Annotated in this window: 19 protein-coding genes; 17 read left to right on the forward strand and 2 right to left on the reverse strand. The window is 71.2% G+C overall.

Features of this window, described 5'->3' with window-relative positions; all coding sequences use genetic code 11:
• Positions 1-84: 84 nt before the first annotated feature.
• Genes def through rpe form a run of 4 tightly spaced genes read left to right on the forward strand, consistent with a single transcriptional unit; the run spans position 85 to position 3939 of the window.
• Complete coding sequence (def, locus tag ACX80J_RS13790; protein ID WP_459348163.1) at positions 85-699, forward strand: peptide deformylase; 615 nt, start codon at positions 85-87, stop codon at positions 697-699.
• Positions 696-1649 (forward strand): methionyl-tRNA formyltransferase, encoded by a 954-nt coding sequence (locus ACX80J_RS13795; RefSeq protein ID WP_459343278.1) that lies wholly within the window; start codon positions 696-698, stop codon positions 1647-1649. Before def ends, ACX80J_RS13795 begins: the two co-directional genes overlap by 4 nt.
• Entirely contained in the window at positions 1646-3232 is a 1587-nt protein-coding gene (locus tag ACX80J_RS13800; protein WP_459348164.1) for an RsmB/NOP family class I SAM-dependent RNA methyltransferase, read from the forward strand. Before ACX80J_RS13795 ends, ACX80J_RS13800 begins: the two co-directional genes overlap by 4 nt.
• A gap of 44 nt (positions 3233-3276) precedes the next feature.
• Entirely contained in the window at positions 3277-3939 is a 663-nt protein-coding gene (gene rpe, locus ACX80J_RS13805) for a ribulose-phosphate 3-epimerase (RefSeq protein WP_459343276.1), read from the forward strand.
• A 160-nt stretch (positions 3940-4099) separates the two neighbouring features.
• On the opposite strand, the gene ACX80J_RS13810 is transcribed toward rpe, so the two are convergent.
• On the reverse strand, positions 4100-4762 hold the full coding sequence (locus ACX80J_RS13810; protein ID WP_459348165.1) for an acVLRF1 family peptidyl-tRNA hydrolase: 663 nt from the start codon (positions 4760-4762) through the stop codon (positions 4100-4102).
• 84 nt (positions 4763-4846) lie between these two features.
• Here ACX80J_RS13810 and ACX80J_RS13815 point away from each other — a divergent pair, with 84 nt between their 5' ends.
• The 13 genes from ACX80J_RS13815 (at position 4847) to nusB (ending at position 17675) form a co-directional block, all read left to right on the forward strand.
• Positions 4847-6325, forward strand: coding sequence for a replication-associated recombination protein A (locus tag ACX80J_RS13815; RefSeq protein ID WP_459348166.1), 1479 nt, complete (start codon positions 4847-4849; stop codon positions 6323-6325).
• A gap of 351 nt (positions 6326-6676) precedes the next feature.
• Complete coding sequence (rpsD, locus tag ACX80J_RS13820) at positions 6677-7303, forward strand: 30S ribosomal protein S4 (RefSeq protein WP_055771608.1); 627 nt, start codon at positions 6677-6679, stop codon at positions 7301-7303.
• 156 nt (positions 7304-7459) lie between these two features.
• Positions 7460-7834 (forward strand): DUF948 domain-containing protein, encoded by a 375-nt coding sequence (locus ACX80J_RS13825; RefSeq protein ID WP_087075824.1) that lies wholly within the window; start codon positions 7460-7462, stop codon positions 7832-7834.
• 25 nt (positions 7835-7859) lie between these two features.
• On the forward strand, positions 7860-8135 hold the full coding sequence (locus ACX80J_RS13830; protein WP_459348167.1) for a hypothetical protein: 276 nt from the start codon (positions 7860-7862) through the stop codon (positions 8133-8135).
• 145 nt (positions 8136-8280) lie between these two features.
• Complete coding sequence (alaS, locus tag ACX80J_RS13835) at positions 8281-10959, forward strand: alanine--tRNA ligase (protein WP_459343272.1); 2679 nt, start codon at positions 8281-8283, stop codon at positions 10957-10959.
• Positions 10960-10966: 7 nt separating this feature from the next.
• The gene (gene ruvX / locus ACX80J_RS13840) at positions 10967-11584 is read left to right on the forward strand and encodes a Holliday junction resolvase RuvX (RefSeq protein ID WP_459348168.1); all 618 of its coding nucleotides are present in this window, start codon (positions 10967-10969) and stop codon (positions 11582-11584) included.
• Positions 11581-12804 (forward strand): endolytic transglycosylase MltG, encoded by a 1224-nt coding sequence (gene mltG, locus ACX80J_RS13845; RefSeq protein ID WP_459343270.1) that lies wholly within the window; start codon positions 11581-11583, stop codon positions 12802-12804. Before ruvX ends, mltG begins: the two co-directional genes overlap by 4 nt.
• The gene (locus ACX80J_RS13850; protein ID WP_459343269.1) at positions 12805-13680 is read left to right on the forward strand and encodes a shikimate dehydrogenase; all 876 of its coding nucleotides are present in this window, start codon (positions 12805-12807) and stop codon (positions 13678-13680) included.
• A 32-nt stretch (positions 13681-13712) separates the two neighbouring features.
• Positions 13713-14921, forward strand: a complete 1209-nt coding sequence (gene aroC, locus ACX80J_RS13855; RefSeq protein WP_459348169.1) for a chorismate synthase — start codon at positions 13713-13715, stop codon at positions 14919-14921.
• Complete coding sequence (locus tag ACX80J_RS13860) at positions 14921-15508, forward strand: shikimate kinase (RefSeq protein ID WP_459348170.1); 588 nt, start codon at positions 14921-14923, stop codon at positions 15506-15508. Before aroC ends, ACX80J_RS13860 begins: the two co-directional genes overlap by 1 nt.
• Positions 15498-16592, forward strand: a complete 1095-nt coding sequence (gene aroB, locus ACX80J_RS13865) for a 3-dehydroquinate synthase (RefSeq protein ID WP_459343266.1) — start codon at positions 15498-15500, stop codon at positions 16590-16592. The genes ACX80J_RS13860 and aroB overlap by 11 nt, the downstream gene beginning before the upstream one ends.
• Before the next feature lie 112 nt (positions 16593-16704).
• Positions 16705-17268: an elongation factor P gene (gene efp / locus ACX80J_RS13870; RefSeq protein ID WP_087075808.1), complete on the forward strand. Its 564-nt coding sequence runs from the start codon at positions 16705-16707 to the stop codon at positions 17266-17268.
• Positions 17265-17675 (forward strand): transcription antitermination factor NusB, encoded by a 411-nt coding sequence (gene nusB / locus ACX80J_RS13875; protein WP_087075807.1) that lies wholly within the window; start codon positions 17265-17267, stop codon positions 17673-17675. The genes efp and nusB overlap by 4 nt, the downstream gene beginning before the upstream one ends.
• 65 nt (positions 17676-17740) lie before the next feature.
• Here the strand turns inward: nusB and ACX80J_RS13880 are convergent, their stop codons facing one another.
• The gene (locus tag ACX80J_RS13880) at positions 17741-19030 is read right to left on the reverse strand and encodes a PrsW family intramembrane metalloprotease (protein ID WP_459343265.1); all 1290 of its coding nucleotides are present in this window, start codon (positions 19028-19030) and stop codon (positions 17741-17743) included.
• Between the last annotated feature and the right edge of the window lie 14 nt (positions 19031-19044).

Below are 19044 nucleotides of genomic sequence, written 5' to 3' on the forward strand. Positions count from 1 at the left end.
GAGCCTCGCGGCGTTACGCCGCGGGCACCGACAATCTCCGCGCATTCCGCGCGTTCCGCGACCGAAGCGAGGAACAGAGCACCGATGGCCGTCCTGAGTATCCGAATGATCGGCGACCCGATCCTCCGCACGCCGGCAGCGGAGGTCACCGACTTCGGACCGGAGCTGGCCCGGTTGGTCGAGGACATGACCGAGACGATGATCGATGTCCAGGGAGCGGGCCTCGCCGCTCCCCAGGTCGGCATCGGGCTGCAGGTGTTCACCTACCGCGTCGACGGCGTGCAGGGCCACGTGGTGAACCCGGTGCTCGAGGTCGGCGGGGAGTCCCAGGGGGAGTCCGACGTCGAAGGCTGCCTGTCGGTCCCCGGTCTGGGAAGCTACGTGGGCAGGACGGACTGGGCACGCGTCACGGGCAAGGACGTCTCGGGCGGCGACGTCGTGGTCGAGGGGACGGGCATGCTGGCCCGGGCACTGCAGCACGAGACCGACCACCTCCGTGGCACCCTGTACATCGACCGCCTCGAGGGCGAGGACCGCAAGAACGCCCTCAGGGCCATCCGCAGCGCGGAGTACAACCGCGTCACCTCCCGCACCGCCGCGCAGCGCTCCCTGTCGCTCGGCTCGAGCTTCACGCCGGGGCCCGCAGCCGGCAGAACGGCGACCCGCAGCACGGGGACGTCCGGGCAGGGCGCCCGATGAGGATCCTGTTCGCCGGGACACCCGAGGTCGCCGTGCCGTCGCTGCGTGCCCTCGTGGACGCCAGCTTCGACGTCGCCGCCGTGCTCACCCGCGTCGACGCTCCGGTGGGCCGCAGGAAGGTCCTGACCCCGAGCCCGGTCGCCGCGGCCGCCGAGGACCTGGGATTGGCGGTCCTCAAGGCGAACCGCTTCACGCCGGAACTGATCGACCACCTCGGGACCCTGGACCTCGACGCGGCGGCGATCGTCGCCTATGGCGGGATCGTGCCGCCGGCCGGACTCGCCGTTCCCGAGCACGGCTGGATCAACCTGCACTTCTCCGTGCTCCCCGCCTGGCGGGGTGCGGCTCCGGTGCAGCACGCCGTGCTCGCAGGGGATGACATCACAGGGGCCACCACGTTCCGGCTGGAGGAAGGGCTCGACACGGGGCCCGTCTTCGGTGTCATGACCGAGACCCTGGAGCCCGGGGCCACGAGCGGCGAGGTCCTCGAGCGGCTGTCGCACAGCGGCGCAGTCCTCCTCGTGCAGACCCTGTCCGGCATCGACGCCGGTCGCGTGACGGCCACCCCGCAGGCCGGTGAGCCGACCTTCGCACCGAAACTCACCATCGACGACGCGCGCATCGACTGGTTGCAGCCGGCCGTCGCGGTGCGGCGCCGCATCAATGCGGTCACCCCCGAACCCGGTGCATGGACCACCCTCGACGGTCAGCGTGTGAAGATCGGCTCGGTAGCGCCTCCGGCGCACGGCACCGGAACGGCGTCCGACGCCGGAGGCGGGCCTGCCCGGCCGGCACCGGGTGCCCTGCAGGTCGTCGGGCGGGAAGTGCGGGTAGGGACGGGTACGGAACCGGTGGCCCTCGGGACTCTCCAGCCGGCCGGCAAGAAGATGATGGATGCCCTCGATTGGGCACGTGGCGCGGCGACGCGCGGAGAGCTGGTGTTCGAGTGAGCGCTACCGGAGGCACGAACAGGGGATCCGGCGGAACCAACGGGGGGTCCGGCGGGTCCGGCGGCTCCGGGGCCAGGGGATCAGCCGGCAAGGGCGGGGGGCAGGGCAGCAACCGGCGGCGCAACGAGCAGGGGCGCGAGCGCAACCGGGGCGGCGAGCGGCAGTTCTCGCAGGCCGCCCCGGCGCAGCGCACACGCCGTGCCGATCCCGCACGCCTGGTGGCGTTCGAGGTCCTGCGGGCCGTCGCCGCCGAGGACGCCTACGCAAACCTTGTGCTGCCGGCGAGCATCCGCAAGCACAAACTTGACCGCCGGGATGCCGGGTTTGCGACCGAACTGACCTACGGGGCCCTCCGGGGCCAGGGGACCTACGACGCCGTCCTCGCCCGCTGCGTGGACCGGCCACTCGACCAGCTCGATCCCGCGGTGCTGGACGCGCTGCGGATCGGGGTCCACCAGCTGCTCGCCATGCGCGTGCCCGCCCACGCCGCCCTGGACCAGACCGTGGGACTGGTGCGCGCCGTCATCGGTGCCGGACCGTCGTCGCTGGTCAACGCCGTGCTCCGCAAGGTCACCGCGCACGATCTCGACGGGTGGATCGGCGAGCTCGTCGACGGCATGACGGACGCGACTGCCATCGCAGCCCTGACGTACAGCCACCCCGAGTGGATCGTCCGCGCACTGCGCCAGGCACTCGTCGCCCATGGGCGCGACGTCGCCGAGATCGACGCGCTGCTGGCCGCGGACAATGCTGCGCCCGTGGTGCACCTCGTGGCACTGCCGGGACTCGCCTTGTTGGACGACGCGCTGGCGGAAGGAGCCGAGCCCGGAGGCCTCGCTCCCGGCTCGGCCTACTACTCGGGCGGCGACGTCAGCCGGCTTCCCGGGGTCTCGACGGGTATCATCCGCGTGCAGGATTCGGGGTCGCAGCTCGTGGCCCGTGCCCTGGCCGCCGTGGACCTCGGGACGGGACGCGGGGAAGGCGCGGAGGAATGGCTCGACCTGTGCGCCGGTCCCGGCGGCAAGACGGCCCTGCTCGCGGCGATCGGCCAGGACAGCGGCGTCCACCTCACCGCGAACGAGCCGGTCCCGCACCGCGCCCAGCTCGTGCGGCAGGCCCTGCGGCCGCTGCCCGAGGACTCGTGGACGGTGCGCGTGGGCGACGGGCGCGAGGTCGGGCGGGAGCAGCCGGACCGCTACGACCGCGTCCTCGTCGACGCCCCCTGCACCGGCCTCGGAGCGCTGCGGCGCCGCCCGGAGTCCCGGTGGCGGCGCAAGCCGGCGGACCTCGTGGGGCTGGCGCCCCTGCAGCGCGACCTCCTCGCGTCCGCCCTCGACGCCGTTGCGCCGGGCGGCGTCGTCGCCTACGTGACCTGCTCGCCGCACCACGCGGAGACGGACGCCGTCGTCGACGACTGCCTGCGGAAGCGCCCGGGATTCGAGCGGCTCGATGCGGGTGCGGCGCTCGACGCCGTGAGCATCGGGGGAGCGCTCGGTGCCGGCCACGGGACCAGTGCGCAGCTCTGGCCGCACGTCCACGGCACGGACGCGATGTACCTCGCGCTGCTCCGGAAGACCCCATGACGACGGACCTCGCTCCGGGTGTACCCGCAACGAAAGGAACGGCTGTGACGCACCTCCGTATCAACCCGAGCATCCTCTCGGCGGACTTCGTCAACCTCGAGGCCGAACTGCAGCGCATCTCCTCCGCTGACGCCGTGCACGTGGACGTGATGGACAACCACTTCGTGCCGAACCTGACGCTCGGTCTGCCCGTCGTCCGCCGGATCCAGCAGGTCAGCCCGCTGCCGCTCGATGTGCACCTCATGATCGAGGACGCCGACCGCTGGGCGCCGCAGTACGCGGAGGCGGGCGCCGCGTCCGTGACCTTCCACGCGGAAGCGGCCACGGCTCCGGTGAAGCTGGCCCGGGAGTTGCGGGACGCCGGCGCGAAGGCGGCCATGGCGCTGCGGCCGGCGACACCCATTGAGCCGTACCTCGACATGCTCGGCGAACTCGACATGCTGCTCGTGATGACGGTGGAGCCGGGCTTCGGCGGGCAGTCCTTCCTGGACCTCACGCTGCCGAAGATCCGCCGGGCCGCGGCAGCCATCGAGGGTGCGGGACTCGACCTGGTCATCCAGGTCGACGGCGGCATCACGGAGGAGACCATCCTCCGTGCCGCGGATGCCGGGGCCACGGTGTTCGTCGCGGGTTCCTCGGTCTACGGGGCGGACGACGCCGCCTCCGCCATCACGGCCCTGCGCACGGCGGCCTCCCGGGACGCCTGAGCGGGTCTGGAGCACATCACCCCCGGGGCGGTCAGGGCGGGCAGACACGCTTCCGGCCTGGTCAGAGCGCGGGCGCGGGCAGGAGTGAGACAGGATCGGTCAGGGCGCGGGCACGGACAGGCACGGCTCCGGCCCGGTTCGAGTGCGGGAACGGACTGCGTCAGGGAACGGTCGGCGGGTCGGTCACCGTGATCCTGATCGACAGCGCCGAGCGGGCCGCCTCCTTGAGGACCGCGAAGCGGGGATCGGGCACCGTCAGGAAGGGGACCTGCGGGAGCCCGGCGTAGGGGGCGAGCACCGGCTCGCCGAGCGTGCTCGTGGCCAGGGCCCTGTCGCCGCCGAGCTGGAGGCACGACGGCGGTTCCGCTGCGTAGAGCGCCGCGGCGCGGGCGGCCGTCTCCTCCACGAGGGCATCGGCCTGGTTCGCGCGCCGGCGGGCGAAGCGCTGCTGGGACCAGCCCCCGGCGGCCGTCCTGCCCTGGACGTACCGCGTCCCCGTCTTCGAGGACAGGACCGCGCCCGCCCGGGCGATCCCGACGGAGTAGCCGCCGCGCCGGACCAGCAGGAGGCCCACGACGGCCGATGCGTCGACCCCGGACACCAGGGCCCGCAGGAGGTCGTCCGCGCCGGCTCCGGCGGGTGCCGGCGCTCCCGGCAGGGGTGGGCTGAGGACTGCGGTGCAGCCGTTGGCGCCCGTCACCCTCACGGAACCGTCGGATTTTTCCGCCTCGGGGTGCAGGGAGTAGGAGCCGTTGCGCTCCCCGAACCGGGCGAGCCAGCCGTCGAGGCGCTGCACCTCGACGAGGACGTATCTGGCGGGCATGGCCTTCCTTTCCGCTCGGGACGGCAACCGCACGGGGCCACCGCGGGAGCGGCCGGGTCAGTGCCCCACAGTAACGTTGGCGCTGTGAATGATCTATTCAGTGCCGCGGCGGAGGACGACGAGTCGGACGACCCACCTGCCGGTGGCGTCCGTGCGCCCGGCGTCGTGCGGCCCCGCAGCCCCCTCGCCGTGCGCATGCGTCCCCGCAGCCTGGACGAGGTCGTGGGGCAGCAGCACCTGCTCGGCCGCGGATCACCGCTCCGCACGCTCGCCGGCGAGCACGATCCCGGAGCCCACGCAGCGCCGTCGTCCGTGATCCTCTGGGGCCCGCCCGGTACCGGCAAGACGACCCTCGCCCATGTGATCGCGCGCGGCCAGGGCCGGAAGTTCGTCGAGCTGTCCGCCATCACCGCGGGGGTCAAGGACGTCCGGCGCGTCATGGACGACGCCCTGACCTCCCGGGACCTGTACCGGCAGACCACCGTGCTGTTCCTCGACGAGATCCACCGCTTCAACAAGGCCCAGCAGGACGCCCTGCTGCCCGGCGTGGAGAACGGGTGGGTGGTGCTGATCGCCGCCACCACGGAGAACCCCTCGTTCTCCGTGGTGTCACCGCTGCTGTCCCGCTCGCTCCTGCAGACACTCCGTCCGCTGGACGAATCGGACATCCGCGGCCTGCTGCAGCGCGCCGTCGACGACGAGCGCGGCCTGGCGGGCACCGTGGAACTCTCGGAGGAGGCACTCGAGCACCTCGTCCGCCTGGCGGCCGGTGACGCGCGGCGCGGCCTGACGGCGCTGGAGGCGGCGGCCGGCGTCGCACACTCCGAACGGGAACCGCAGCCCGGCGCGCACCGGGGCGGTGAGGACTGGACCGACGGCGAGGACGACGACGGAGCGGGCGACGACGCAGGCGGGGACGCGGCTCCCGTCCGAGTCACGCTGGACCACGCCGAGAAGGCCGTCGACGTCGCCGCCCTGCGCTACGACCGCGCGGGGGACCAGCACTACGACGTGGCGAGCGCCTTCATCAAGTCCCTCCGAGGGTCGGACGTCGACGCCGCGCTGCACTACGTCGCACGGATGCTCGAGGCGGGGGAGGACCCCCGGTTCATCGCCCGGCGACTGATGATCTCCGCGTCCGAGGACGTGGGGATGGCCGATCCGACCGCCCTCCAGACCGCGGTCGCCGCCGCCCAGGCAGTGCAGCTCGTGGGCATGCCCGAGGCACGGATCATCCTCGCGGAGGCCGTGGTGCACATCGCGACCGCCCCGAAGTCGAACGCCGCGTACAACGGCATGAACGCTGCCATCGCGGACGTGAGGGCCGGCCGGGGCCAGGGGATCCCCGCCCACCTGAGGGACGCGCACTACCCGGGAGCATCGCAGCTCGGGCACGGGAAGGGCTACGTGTACTCGCACGACGAGCCGCACGGCATCGCCCTGCAGCAGTACGCACCGGACGACCTCGTGGGACGCGACTACTACGAGCCGACGGACCGGGGCGTCGAGCGGGACATCGCCTCCCGCCTCGCGAAGCTCCGGCGGATCATCCGGGGGAAGTAGCGCCGGGGACAGACCCGACACGGCCCGACACGGCCCGACACGGCCCGACACCGCCCGGCGGGGCGGTGCGAGATGGACGGGCGCAGGTTTCCCCTCGCTACGATTCGGTGGCCCGGTGGGCCGACTGCTAGCATTGAAGGCTGACTGGCAAGTCGCCGTGTACCAGCCTCCCTCCTCCGCCGTTCCGCAGGTTTCCTGCTGTCCGGTTCGGGGTGGCGGCCAGGGTCGCAGCGCACTGTAGTACCGGGAAGCGGCCAATCCCGGCTCTCCGCAAGTGGAGGCCAGCGACACCAGGAAGTGCGGATGCCCTCGGGGCCTCCGCTTCTTCGCCGCAAAAATCGAAAGGTGAACGTGGCTAACAACACACGTGCCCGCCGCAAGGTCCGCATTTCGCGGGCCCTCGGCATTGCTCTGACCCCCAAGGCCGAGAAGTACCTCGAGCGTCGGCCGTACGCGCCGGGCCAGCACGGCCGCGCGCGTCGCAAGCAGGACAGTGACTACGCCGTACGCCTGCGCGAAAAGCAGCGTCTGCGCGCCCAGTACAACATCCGCGAAGCGCAGATGGCCCGCATCTTCGAAGAAGCGCGCCGGACCGCAGGCCTGACCGGTGAGAACCTGATCGAACTGCTCGAGATGCGTCTCGACGCCCTCGTGCTCCGTGCCGGCTTCGCCCGTACGAGTGCCCAGGCGCGCCAGCTCATCGTCCACCGCCACATCATGGTCGACGGCGCCCGCGTGGACCGCCCGTCGTTCCGCGTGGCCGAAGGCCAGCTCATCCACGTGCACAGCCGCAGCGAGACCATGGTCCCGCTGCAGGTTGCTGCCGCTGGTGCGCACCGCGACGTCCTCCCCGCCGTTCCCGGCTACCTGGACGTCCAGCTCGACAAGCTCCAGGCGCGCCTCGTGCGTCGCCCGAAGCGCTCCGAGGTCCCCGTGACCTGCGAAGAGCAGCTCGTCGTCGAGTACTACGCACGCTAGTCGCGCCGGCTGACCGTATCGGGCAGCCTCGAGCGAGACGTGCAGACCAAGAGCCCGCGGCACACGCCGCGGGCTCTTCGTTCTGTAAGGTACTAGGAGCAAGAATTCCCATGCCCGCCCGAGAGGCGGTGCACCCCTGCGTAAAGGAGACCGCCCATGTCAGGTGGAGATATTGCGGGCCTGATAGCTGCTGGCGTGTTCGCTGTCCTGGTACTGCTGCTGGCCGTGCCGATCTGGAAGCTCGGCCGCGTGTTCGACGAGCTGCGCAAGGCCATCCGCACCGTCACCGACGAGACGACCCCGCTGATCGAGGAGGTCACGAGCACGGTGAGCACCACCCACCAGCAGCTCAGGACCGTCGACGGCATCACCTCGAACGTCTCCGACGCGTCGGCCAACATCTCCGCCCTGTCGTCGCTCGTTGCCGCCACGATCGGCTCTCCGCTCATCAAGGTGTCGGCGTTCTCGTACGGTGTCCGCTCGGCCCTCGCGGGCCGCAAGTCGCCTGCCCGCCGTCGGCGCAGCCGCTAGTCCCCCCACCGAACCGGAGAGAACGATGATCAGAAGAGCCTTCTGGCTGGCAGCCGGCATCACCATCGGCGTCGCCGCCGTGCGCAAGGTGTCCCAGGCCAGATCGACCCTCGGGCCCGAGGGCCTGAACCGCGCCGTCGGGCAGATCAGCGACAGCATCGCGGACTTCGCGGACACGCTGCGCACAGCGATGGCCGAGCGCGAGGGCGATCTCCGTGCCGCGCTCGGTATCGACGCTCCCGCCGCGTCCGACGCCGGTACCGCCGACGCGCTGCCCGCCGCGCGCCGCGCCATCCGCTAGGACAGCCCGCACGTCCTGCCCCTGCACGCCGCCCGGTGCGGCGTGTCCCGACCGCGCCGTGTCCTGACCGCGGCCCAGCTTTCCGCAGCGCGGGCCCGCAGATGCTCCCGCTCCGCCGCGTCCCGACCACCAGAAGGATTGCCCCATGAAGTCCCACGAGATCGCCAGCCGCTGGCTGAGCTACTTCGAGAAGAACGGGCACACGGTCGTGCCCTCGGCGTCGCTGATTTCCTCCGACCCGTCGCTCCTGTTCACCGTCGCCGGCATGGTGCCGTTCATCCCCTATCTCACGGCGCGCGAAGAGGCTCCCTATAGCCGGGCGACGAGCGTCCAGAAGTGCATCCGCACGGGCGACATCGAGGAGGTCGGCAAGACCGCCCGCCACGGCACCTTCTTCCAGATGTGCGGCAACTTCTCCTTCGGTGACTACTTCAAGGCCGACGCCATCCGTCTCGCCTGGCAGCTGCTGACCAGCGACGTGGCCGACGGCGGCTTCGGGCTGCCGGCGGAGAAGCTCTGGATCACGGTCTACCACGAGGACGAGGAAGCGCTGGCGATCTGGCGCGACAGCATCGGCGTCCCCGCCGGACGCATCCAGAAGATGGGCAAGAAGGACAACTACTGGTCCACCGGCCAGCCCGGCCCCGCAGGCCCCTGCTCCGAGATCTTCTACGACCGCGGCCCTGAATACGGCGTCGACGGCGGGCCCGAGGCGGACGACACCCGCTATGTGGAGATCTGGAACCTCGTCTTCATGCAGTACCAGCGCGGCGAAGGCACCGGCAAGGACGACTTCGAGATCCTCGGCGAACTGCCGAAGAAGAACATCGACACGGGGCTGGGCCTCGAACGCCTCGCGATGATCCTGCAGGGCGTCGAGAACATGTACGAGACGGACCAGGTGCGCCCCGTGCTCGACCGGGCCGCGGCACTCAGTGGCAGGACCTACACCAGCGCGGAATCGCAGGACGACCCGCACCACACGGACGACGTCCGCATGCGCGTGGTGGCCGACCACATCCGGTCCTCTCTCATGCTCATCGCCGACGGCGTCACCCCCTCCAACGAGGGCCGCGGCTACGTGCTGCGCCGCCTGATCCGCCGTGCGGTCCGGGCCATGCGGCTCCTCGGTGTCGAGAAGGCGTGCCTGCCCGAGCTCCTGCCGGCGTCCCGGGACGCGATGAAGGGCGTCTACCCCGAGGTCGAGAAGGACTTCGAGCGGATCAGCCGCATCGCCTACGCCGAGGAGAAGGCGTTCCTGCGCACCATCGCCTCCGGCACGGCACGGCTGGAGGAAGCGGTCCGTGAGTCCCTGGCCGAGCAGCGCCCGCTGTCCGGACAGGATGCCTTCACACTGCACGACACGTACGGCTTCCCGATCGACCTGACGCTCGAGATGGCGGAGGAGGCCGGCCTGGCTGTCGACGCCGACGGCTTCCGTTCGCTCATGCTCGAGCAGCGCCAGCGGGCCCAAGCGGACGCCCGCGGCAAGAAGGCCGGGCACGCCGACCTGTCCGTGTTCAACGAGCTGCTCGGACGCGGCCAGACGGTCTTCACCGGCTACGACGAGCTGACGTCCGAAGCGACCATCATCGGCGTGCTCGACAAGGGCGCGTCGGTCCCGAGTGCGCTCCAGGGCGACGAGATCGAGCTCGTCCTCGACCAGACACCCTTCTACGCGGAGGCGGGCGGGCAGGCAGCCGACGTCGGCCTGATCACCGGGAACGGCTTCGTCGTCGAGGTCCTGGACGTCCAGCGGCCCGTCAAGGGCCTCAGCGTGCACCGCGCCGTCGTGCGGGAGGGCGAGGTCGCCCCGGGCGCCACGGTGACGGCCGCCGTCGACCGCCAGCGCCGCCACGCGGGGGAGCAGGCGCACTCCGGCACGCACATCGTCCACGCGGCCCTGCACGAGATCCTCGGCCCCGAGGCGCTGCAGCGCGGCTCGTTCAACAAGGCGGGCTACCTGCGCTTCGACTTCTCCTGGGGCGAGGGCATCAGCGCCGCGGCACGGTCCGAGATCGAGGAGGTCTCGAACATCGCGATCCGCAACAACTACGAGGTCGAGACCAAGATCATGTCCCTGGCGGACGCCAAGGCACTCGGCGCCACCGCCCTGTTCGGCGAGGCGTACGGGGAGACCGTCCGCGTGGTCGAGATGAACGCGGACTTCTCACGGGAACTGTGCGGAGGCACGCACGTGGCGTCGACATCCCTCATCGGGAGCCTGACGCTCCTCGGCGAGCAGTCGGTCGGGTCCGGCAACCGGCGTGTCGAGGCCCTCGTGGGGCTCGACGCGTTCCGCCACCTCGCCGCAGAGCGCGCCCTCGTCTCCGAACTCTCCGACATGCTGAAGGTGCCCTCGGCGCAGCTGCCGGAGCGCCTCTCGGCGACCCTGAACAAGCTCAAGGCGGCCGAGAAGGAACTCGACCGGCTCCGCAAGGAACAGCTCGCCGCTGCCGCGGGGTCCCTCGTGGACACCGCCGTCGACGTCGACGGCGTCCGGCTCATCGCGCACGACGCCGGCGAGATCGGCGGCGCGGACGAACTGCGGACGCTCGTCCTCGACCTGCGCGGGCGCCTCGGCTCCGATGCCGCCGTCGTCGCCGCGACCGGTGTCTCCCAGGACCGTCCGCTGGTGCTCGTCGCCACGAACGAGGCCGCGCGGAGCGCCGGGGTCAAGGCGGGGGCGCTGGTACGCACCGCGGCGAAGATCCTCGGTGGCGGCGGCGGAGGCAAGGACGACGTGGCGCAGGGCGGCGGGTCCGACGCGTCCCGCATCCCCGAGGCGCTCTCGGCCATCCGCACCGCCGTAGCGGAGCGCTGACGCCTCCGTGGGAGGCGACGGTTCCGGAGCGGCGTCCGGCACGCAGGACGCCGCTCCCTACCCCTTCGGTCCGAAGCTCGGCGTCGACGTGGGCCAGGTCCGGGTCGGCCTCGCGGGTTGTGACAGGGACGGGGTGCTGGCGACTCCGATCCGGACGCTGAAGCGCGACGCGCGGAAGAACTACGACATCCGGATCCTCGTGCGGGAGGCCGTCGAGCGGGGCGTCGTGCAGATTTTCGTGGGATTGCCCCGGAACCTCAGCGGCCTTGAGGGGCCATCCGCCGCGATGGCAAGGACCTATGCGAAACTCGTCGTCGAGGAACTTGAACGACAGTCCCTCGTGGTCCCGGTACGCTTGGTGGATGAGCGGTTGAGTACGGTGTCGGCCCACCGATCGCTTCATGCTGCTGGTCTGGGTAGCCGCGAGCATCGTAAGGTAGTGGATCAGGTGGCTGCCGTCGAAATACTCCAGCATGCCATCGATATGCAACGTTCACGTGGACGGGACGTGGGGGATCCGGTTCCTGCGCGTGACGCAGCGGGCAGCCAGGGCCCGCTGCTGCCCCCTACAGAGGAGCAAGTTATCAAGGACAATTCGCCGAGCAGGAGGGATGCGGAGTCGTGAACGACGGTACCCGCAATTCCACTGCCTCCCAGGACCCCAGCGACGTCGACGCGTCCTACGAGGATGACGGCTACGCCCATCCCGAGCCCGTCGAGGAATTCTTCGCAGCGCAGGATACCCCCGCGCGCACCGCACCGCGCCAGCCCTCCAAGGCCAGGCAGCGCCGGCGACGCCGGCGCACCGTCGTCGTCCTCGTCGTCCTGCTGCTGTTCGCCGGCATGGTCTTCGGCGTCGCGCTGATGCTGCGCGACATGCTCGGCCTCAACAAGGTGTCCGACTACCCCGGCCCCGGCGGCGAGGAGACCGTGTTCACGGTGCCCGAGGGAGCCGGCGCCCTGGCGATCGGCACCGGCCTCGAGAGTGCCGACATCGTCGCCGACTCCGCCACGTTCATCACGGCGCTGTCCGCGATCTCCGAAGGACGCGAGGTCCAGCCTGGCGAGTACGAGATGCGCCTGCAGATGCCGGCGGCCGACGCGGCCGAGGCGCTGCTCGGGGCGGACCCGTCGCTCGTCTCGTACGCCGCTGTCGCCCGCGACCTCCGGCAGGGTGAGGTCTTCGACATCCTCAGCGAGTCCACCGGCATCCCTCGCGCGGAGTTCGACGCCCTCGCGGAAGATCCCACCCAGTTCGGCCTCCCGTCGCAGGCGCTGTCGCTCGAGGGGTACCTTCACCCGGGCGAGTACCGCTTCGACGTCGAGGCGACGGCCCCGCAGATCATCGAGGAGATGGTCAAGGCCACGACGGACCGCCTCGCCGAGGACGGCGTCACCGATCCCGGCAAGCAGTACGAGATCCTGACGATCGCCAGCATCGTCCAGGCCGAGGCCGGCGAGGGCGACTACGCCACCGTGGCCGGCGCGATCAACAACCGGCTCACGCCCGGGAACACCGAGACCAGCGGCCTCCTGCAGTCCGATGCGACCGTCGCCTACGGCCTGGGGAAGCGCACCTACCAGCTCAGCGAGGAGGAGAAGGCGGACGCGTCGAACCCGTACAACACCTTCGCGAACCCCGGTCTCCCGAAGGGCCCCATCGGCTCCCCGAGCGACGAGGCGATCGACGCGACGGTCAACCCGGCGGACGTCCCGTTCTACTTCTGGGTGACGGTGAACCTCGACACGGCGGAGACCAAGTTCTCCGAGACGTATGCGGAGCACCTGGGCTATGTCGCGGAGTACGACGCGTGGTGCGCCGACCACCCCGGTCGGTGCGATTAGGTGCATGCGGCAGCTCCGGCGGCCCGGACTCTCCGGGCCGCCGTGATCGGTTCGCCGATCGGACACTCGAAGTCGCCCCTGCTGCACGCCGCGGCCTACCGCGCGCTGGGCATCGCCTGTTCCTACACGGCGATCGACGTCGGTGAGCCGTCCCTCGAGGAGTTCCTCGGCACCGTGCGGTCCGGCGACGGCTGGCGCGGCCTGTCCGTCACCATGCCCCTGAAAGCCGGGACGGCGCGGCTGACCGACACCACCACGGACCTGGCGACCGCGCTGGGCGTCGTGAACACGGTGGTCGTCGGCGGCGACGGTGACCATCGCGTGCTCACCGGGCACAATACGGACGTCGCCGGCGTGGCCAACGCCCTGGCCGGTGCCGGGGTGGGCACGCCCGCCCGTCCCGTCATCCTCGGCGGTGGGGGCACCGCCGCTGCCGCCGTGGCCGGACTGGCACGCCTCGGCGCCTCGACCGTGCGCGTGGTGGTGCGGCGCCCGGAGGCGGCCTCCGACCTCCTGCGGATCGGGGCGCTCCTCGGCATCGGCGTCGAGCTGCAGGCCTGGCAGCGGGCCGGTGCGGCGCTGCGCTCCGCGGACGTCGTCGTGTCCACGCTGCCGCCGCGCGCCGGGGATCCCCTCGCGGCCTCGCTCGACGACGGCTTCCGGACCGGCGGTACGCTGCTCGACGTGGCGTACGACCCGTGGCCGAGCGCCCTGGCCGCCGCGTGGCAGCGGGTGGGTGGCGAGATCGTCCCCGGGCTCGACATGCTGCTCCACCAGGCCGTCGAGCAGGTCCGCCTGTTCTTCCCGGACGTCGTCCAGGACCCGGCGTCCGTCTTAAACGTGATGTGTGACGCAGTGGGGGCTCCCCGGCGCTGAAGCCCGGTGCCCTGCATGGCAGTATGGAAACCATGTTGCGTTGGTTGACGGCAGGAGAATCCCACGGTCCGGCCGTGGTCGGGATCATCGAGGGAATGCCCGCGGGTGTGGGCATCACGAGCAGCGATATCCAGGAGGCCCTGGCTCGCCGGCGTCTCGGGTACGGACGCGGCGCCCGCATGAAGTTCGAGCAGGACTCCGTCCGCATCCTCGGCGGCGTCCGCCACGGCCTCACGCAGGGCGGCCCTGTCGCCATCGAGGTGGCGAACACCGAGTGGCCCAAGTGGGAGAAGATCATGTCCGCGGATCCCCTCGACGAGGAGGACGCCGCGGAGCTCGCCGTCTCCGCACGCAACGCCCCGCTCACGCGGCCCCGGCCCGGTCACGCCGACTTCACCGGCATGCAGAAGTACGGGTTCGACGAGGCCCGTCCCGTCCTCGAGCGCGCGAGCGCCCGCGAGACCGCCACACGCGTAGCGCTCGGCACCGTGGCCGCCAAGTTCCTCGAGAGCCTCGGCATCCGCCTGGTCAGCCACACCGTGTCCATCGCCACCGTCTCCGTGCCCGAGGACGCCCCCCTGCCCACGCCGAGCGATGTCATCGCCCTCGACACCGACCCCCTGCGCTGCTTCCACCGGGACACCTCGGACGCGATGGTGGCCGAGGTGGACGCCGCCCACAAGGAGGGCGAGACCCTCGGCGGCGTCGTCGAGGTGGTCGCCTACGGCCTGCCGCCGGGACTCGGGAGCTACGTGCACTGGGACCGGCGCCTCGACTCCCGACTGGCCGCCGCCCTCATGGGCATCCAGGCCATCAAGGGCGTGGAGGTCGGCGACGGCTTCGAGACGGCGGCGCGCCGCGGCACCGCGGCACACGACGAGATCGTGCGGAACGACGACGGCAAGATCGTCCGCGCCAGCAACCGCTCAGGCGGCATCGAGGGAGGCATGAGCATCGGCGACGTCCTCCGCGTGCGCGCCGCGATGAAGCCCATCGCCACGGTGCCGCGTGCCCTCCGCACCGTGGACGTGAGCACCGGTGCGGCCGCCCGGGCGCACCACCAGCGGTCCGACGTCTGCGCAGTGCCCGCCGCCGGCGTCGTCGCCGAGGCCATGACGGCCCTGGTGCTGGCCGAGGCCGTGACGGAGAAGTTCGGCGGCGACTCCCTCGCGGAGACCGCCCGAAATCTGCGCAGCTACCTCGAGAACATCCCGGAGTTCCTGGACTCCACCGGGGTCTGATGCAACGGAACCACCCCGTGGTCCTGATCGGACCGATGGCCTCCGGCAAGTCCGCGGTGGGCCGCATGCTCGCACAGCGGACCGGTGCCCGCTTCATCGATTCGGATCGCGAGATCGTCGAGCGCCACGGCAGCATCAGCACCATCTTCGAACAGCAGGGCGAGCAGGCGTTCCGGACCCTCGAGGCGGGCATCGTCGGCGAGGCGCTCGGGGCCGGGGACGCCGTCGTCTCGCTCGGCGGGGGAGCAGTGCTCCATCCGGCCACGCAGGCCCTGCTGGCGCACGCCACCGTGGTCTTCCTCGACACCGACGTCGCGACCGTGCTGCCGCGCATCAGCGCGGACGCGGGACGGCCGCTCCTCGCCGAGCGCCCCGCCGAGCGGTGGCAGGAACTGTACGACGAGCGGCGGCCCCTCTACGCCGCGCTGGCGACGGTCGTGGTGGACACCCGCGGCCGGTCCGTGCGCGACGTGACCGCCGCCGTGCTCTCGGCCCTCGAGGGCGCCCCCGGACCATCCCGCGACAGCGTCGCGGCACCATCGACCGATCTGAACGAGGAAAGCGGGACGAATCCCCATGGCGACTGACGAACCGACCATCATCCCTGTCACCGGGAGCACTCCCGAGAACACGTACGACGTCGTCGTCGGACGGGGGCTGCTCGGCCGGCTCCCCGCGATCCTCGGCGAGCGGGTCCACCGCGTGCTGGTGATCCATCCCCGGGCGCTGCGGGCGACCGGCGACACGGTGCGTGCCGAGCTGGCGGACGCCGGCTTCACCGCCGTGACCGCCGAGATCCCCGACGCCGAGGAGGGCAAGCACATCCAGGTGGCGGGGTTCTGCTGGCAGGTGCTCGGCCAGAACGACTTCACGCGCTCGGACGCCGTCGTCACCGTCGGGGGCGGCGCGGTGACGGACCTCGGCGGGTTCGTCGCGGCGACGTGGCTGCGCGGCGTGCGGGTGGTGCACCTTCCCACCAGCCTGCTCGGCATGGTGGACGCCGCCGTCGGCGGCAAGACCGGCATCAACACGGCGGAGGGGAAGAACCTCGTGGGCGCCTTCCACCCGCCGGCCGCCGTCCTCGCCGACCTGGACGCCCTGGCCACGCTGCCGAAGAACGAGCTCGTGACCGGGCTCGCCGAGGTGGTCAAGTGCGGCTTCATCGCGGACCCCGTCATCCTGGACCGAATCGAGCAGGACACCGCGGCCGCCACGGACGCGGCATCGCCCGCGCTGCGGGACCTCGTGGAACGCGCCATCCGGGTGAAGGCCGACGTCGTCTCCGAGGACCTGCGCGACACGGGCCGCCGCGAGTACCTCAACTACGGCCACACCCTCGGGCACGCCATCGAACTCGCCGAGCGGTACTCCTGGCGGCACGGCGCCGCCGTGTCGGTGGGCCTGGTCTTCGCGGCCGAACTCTCCCGGATGGTGGGGCGGCTGAGCGACGCGGACGCCGACCGCCACCGCAGCATCCTCGAGTCCCTCGGCCTGCCGGTGACGTACCGGCGCGACCGGTGGGCGTCACTGCTCGACGGGATGCGCCGCGACAAGAAGTCGCGCGGCGACCTCCTCCGCTTCGTCGTGCTGGACGGCATCGGTCGCCCCGGCATGCTCGAGGTACCCGACACCTCGCTGCTGTTCGCCGCCTACCAGGAGATCGCCTCCTGATCACCCCTCACGCTGCGCAGGGTAGACTGGACCGTGGATTTTTAGCGCGCTTCCGCGTGCCCGCTGTGCCTCGGCCGGCCCATCCATCCGCGAAACCGACGAAAGTGAATCTGTGGCGACCACGAACGACATCAAGAACGGCACTGTGCTGAAGCTCGAGGGCAACCTCTGGAACGTCCTCGAATTCCAGCACGTCAAGCCTGGCAAGGGTGGAGCATTCGTCCGCACCAAGCTTCGCAACATCCTCTCCGGCAAGGTCGTCGACAAGACCTTCAACGCAGGCCTCAAGATCGAGACGGCCACGGTGGACCGCCGCGACTACCAGTACCTGTACAAGGACGGCGAGGACTTCGTCTTCATGGACACCTCGGACTACGACCAGATCACGGTCCCCGGGAAGACCGTCGGCAACGCGGCGAACTTCATGCTCGAGAGCCAGATGGCCACCATCGCCCTGCACGAGGGCTCGCCCCTCTACGTGGAGCTCCCCGCGTCCGTGACGCTGGAGATCACCTACACGGAGCCGGGCCTGCAGGGTGACCGGTCCACCGGCGGCACCAAGCCCGCCACGGTCGAGACCGGCCACGAGATCCAGGTGCCGCTGTTCCTCGGCACCGGCACCAAGGTCAAGGTCGACACCCGCACGGGCGAGTACCTGGGACGCGTCAACGAGTGAGCGCACGCAGTAAGGCTCGTCGCAGGGCCCTGGACATCCTCTTCGAATCCGAGCAGCGCGGCATGCCGGCCCTCGAGGTCATCCGCGCCCGCCGCGAGAAGACGGACATGGTCATCGCCGACTACACGGTGGACATCGTGGAGGGCGTCCTGGAGCACCAGGAGCAGATCGACGAGTTCCTCAGCACCTACTCGCAGGGGTGGACGCTCGACCGCATGCCCGCGGTCGACCTCATGATCCTGCGGATCGGCAGCTGGGAGCTCCTGTACAACGAGGACGTCCCCGACGGCGTCGCCGTCAGCGAGGCCGTGGAGCTGGCGAAGATCCTCTCCACCGACGAATCACCCAAGTTCGTCAACGGCCTCCTCGGCCGGCTCCAGCAGCTCAAGCCGACCCTGCTCGCGTAGCCCGCGAGACCGTGCAGAAGCTCCCGTCGTCCTGGACGACGGGAGCTTCTGTGTGTCCGGCCGGGTCAGCGCGCGGCCGACGCCAGCTCGAAGATCCGTGCGCGGCGCTGCGTGGCCTCCTCCAGCAGGACGCGCTCCTGGGCGGCGTAGTCGGCGTCGCGCCGCCCGCCCAGCAGGCGCTGCCGGGTGTGGGCGATGCGCGCACCGGTGCGGATGAACGCGCGCATGTCCTGCTTCGCCCCGATGGACTGCGCCCAGGCGAGCGCCTGGGAGCGGCCCGGCCGCGTCGCCAGCATCCTCACCTCCTCCGGGGTGAACCAGCCCGCGCGGGCATAGTCGCCGAGGCGCGCCTCCGTCAGGCTCCGCTCGGACCGGCGGAGGAGCACGACCACGATCACGGCGACGACGAACAGCGGCACCTGGACCACGAGGTAGAACAGGAGGAAGTCGTGGAAGAGGACGACGGTGCCGCCGTTCCAGAGCATGTGGCCCGCCATCGCGGGGATCAGTCCGAGGACGAACGCCGTCAGGATGCGGGCGTTGCCCCCACCGCGGCTGAGCGCGGAGCCGAGGACGAACCCGAGGAGTGAGGTGAACATGACGTGGGCGAAGGGGGAGAACAGGCCGCGCAGGATGAACACCCCGACCAGGGCGCCCGCCGTGCCGGAGTCCCTGACGGCCGAGCCGAAGTACAGGATGTTCTCGGTGAAGGCGAAGCCCGCCGCGACCGTCCCCGCATAGACGATGCCGTCCACGGGGCCGTCGAAGTGGCTGCGGCGCGTGTAGACCAGGATGAGGACGCCGAGGCCCTTGGCGAACTCCTCGACGAGCGGCGCCTGCAGGACCGGGCCGATGATCTCCGGTGAGGTCGTCTCCAGCGCGGACCCGAGGAGTTCCACGACGTAGGTGCCGAGCAGCAGAGCCACGACGACCGAGGCGCCGGCGCCCCAGAGGAACGCGAAGAGCAGGGCGCCGCGGGGTTCGGGGTCCCACCGGTCGATCCAGCGCAGGCCGAGCAGGCAGATGCCGAGGGGCACGAGTGCGAGGATGCCGCAGAGCACGAACGCTGACGGGCCCAGGGACAGCGAGAGCAGGAGGAGGACGCCTGCGACGACGAGGGCCGCGACGATCACGAGCAGGACGTTGAGGACGCCGTGGCGGCGCGGCGGCGGCTGGTCCCAGACCGGCCGGAAGGGGTGTCCGTCGGTCGGGATGGGGGCCGGACGGTGGTGCCGCACGGTGGTGTCGCCCCACCAGCCCGGGTGCGGGGAGAAGGAGGTGTCGTGGCGGGCGGAGCCCCGTGCCTCGTTCCACTGCGGGCCGCCTGCGCCCGCTCCATGATTGTTGATCGCCATGGTGCAACCCTAGG

Source organism: Arthrobacter rhamnosi, from assembly GCF_054510975.1.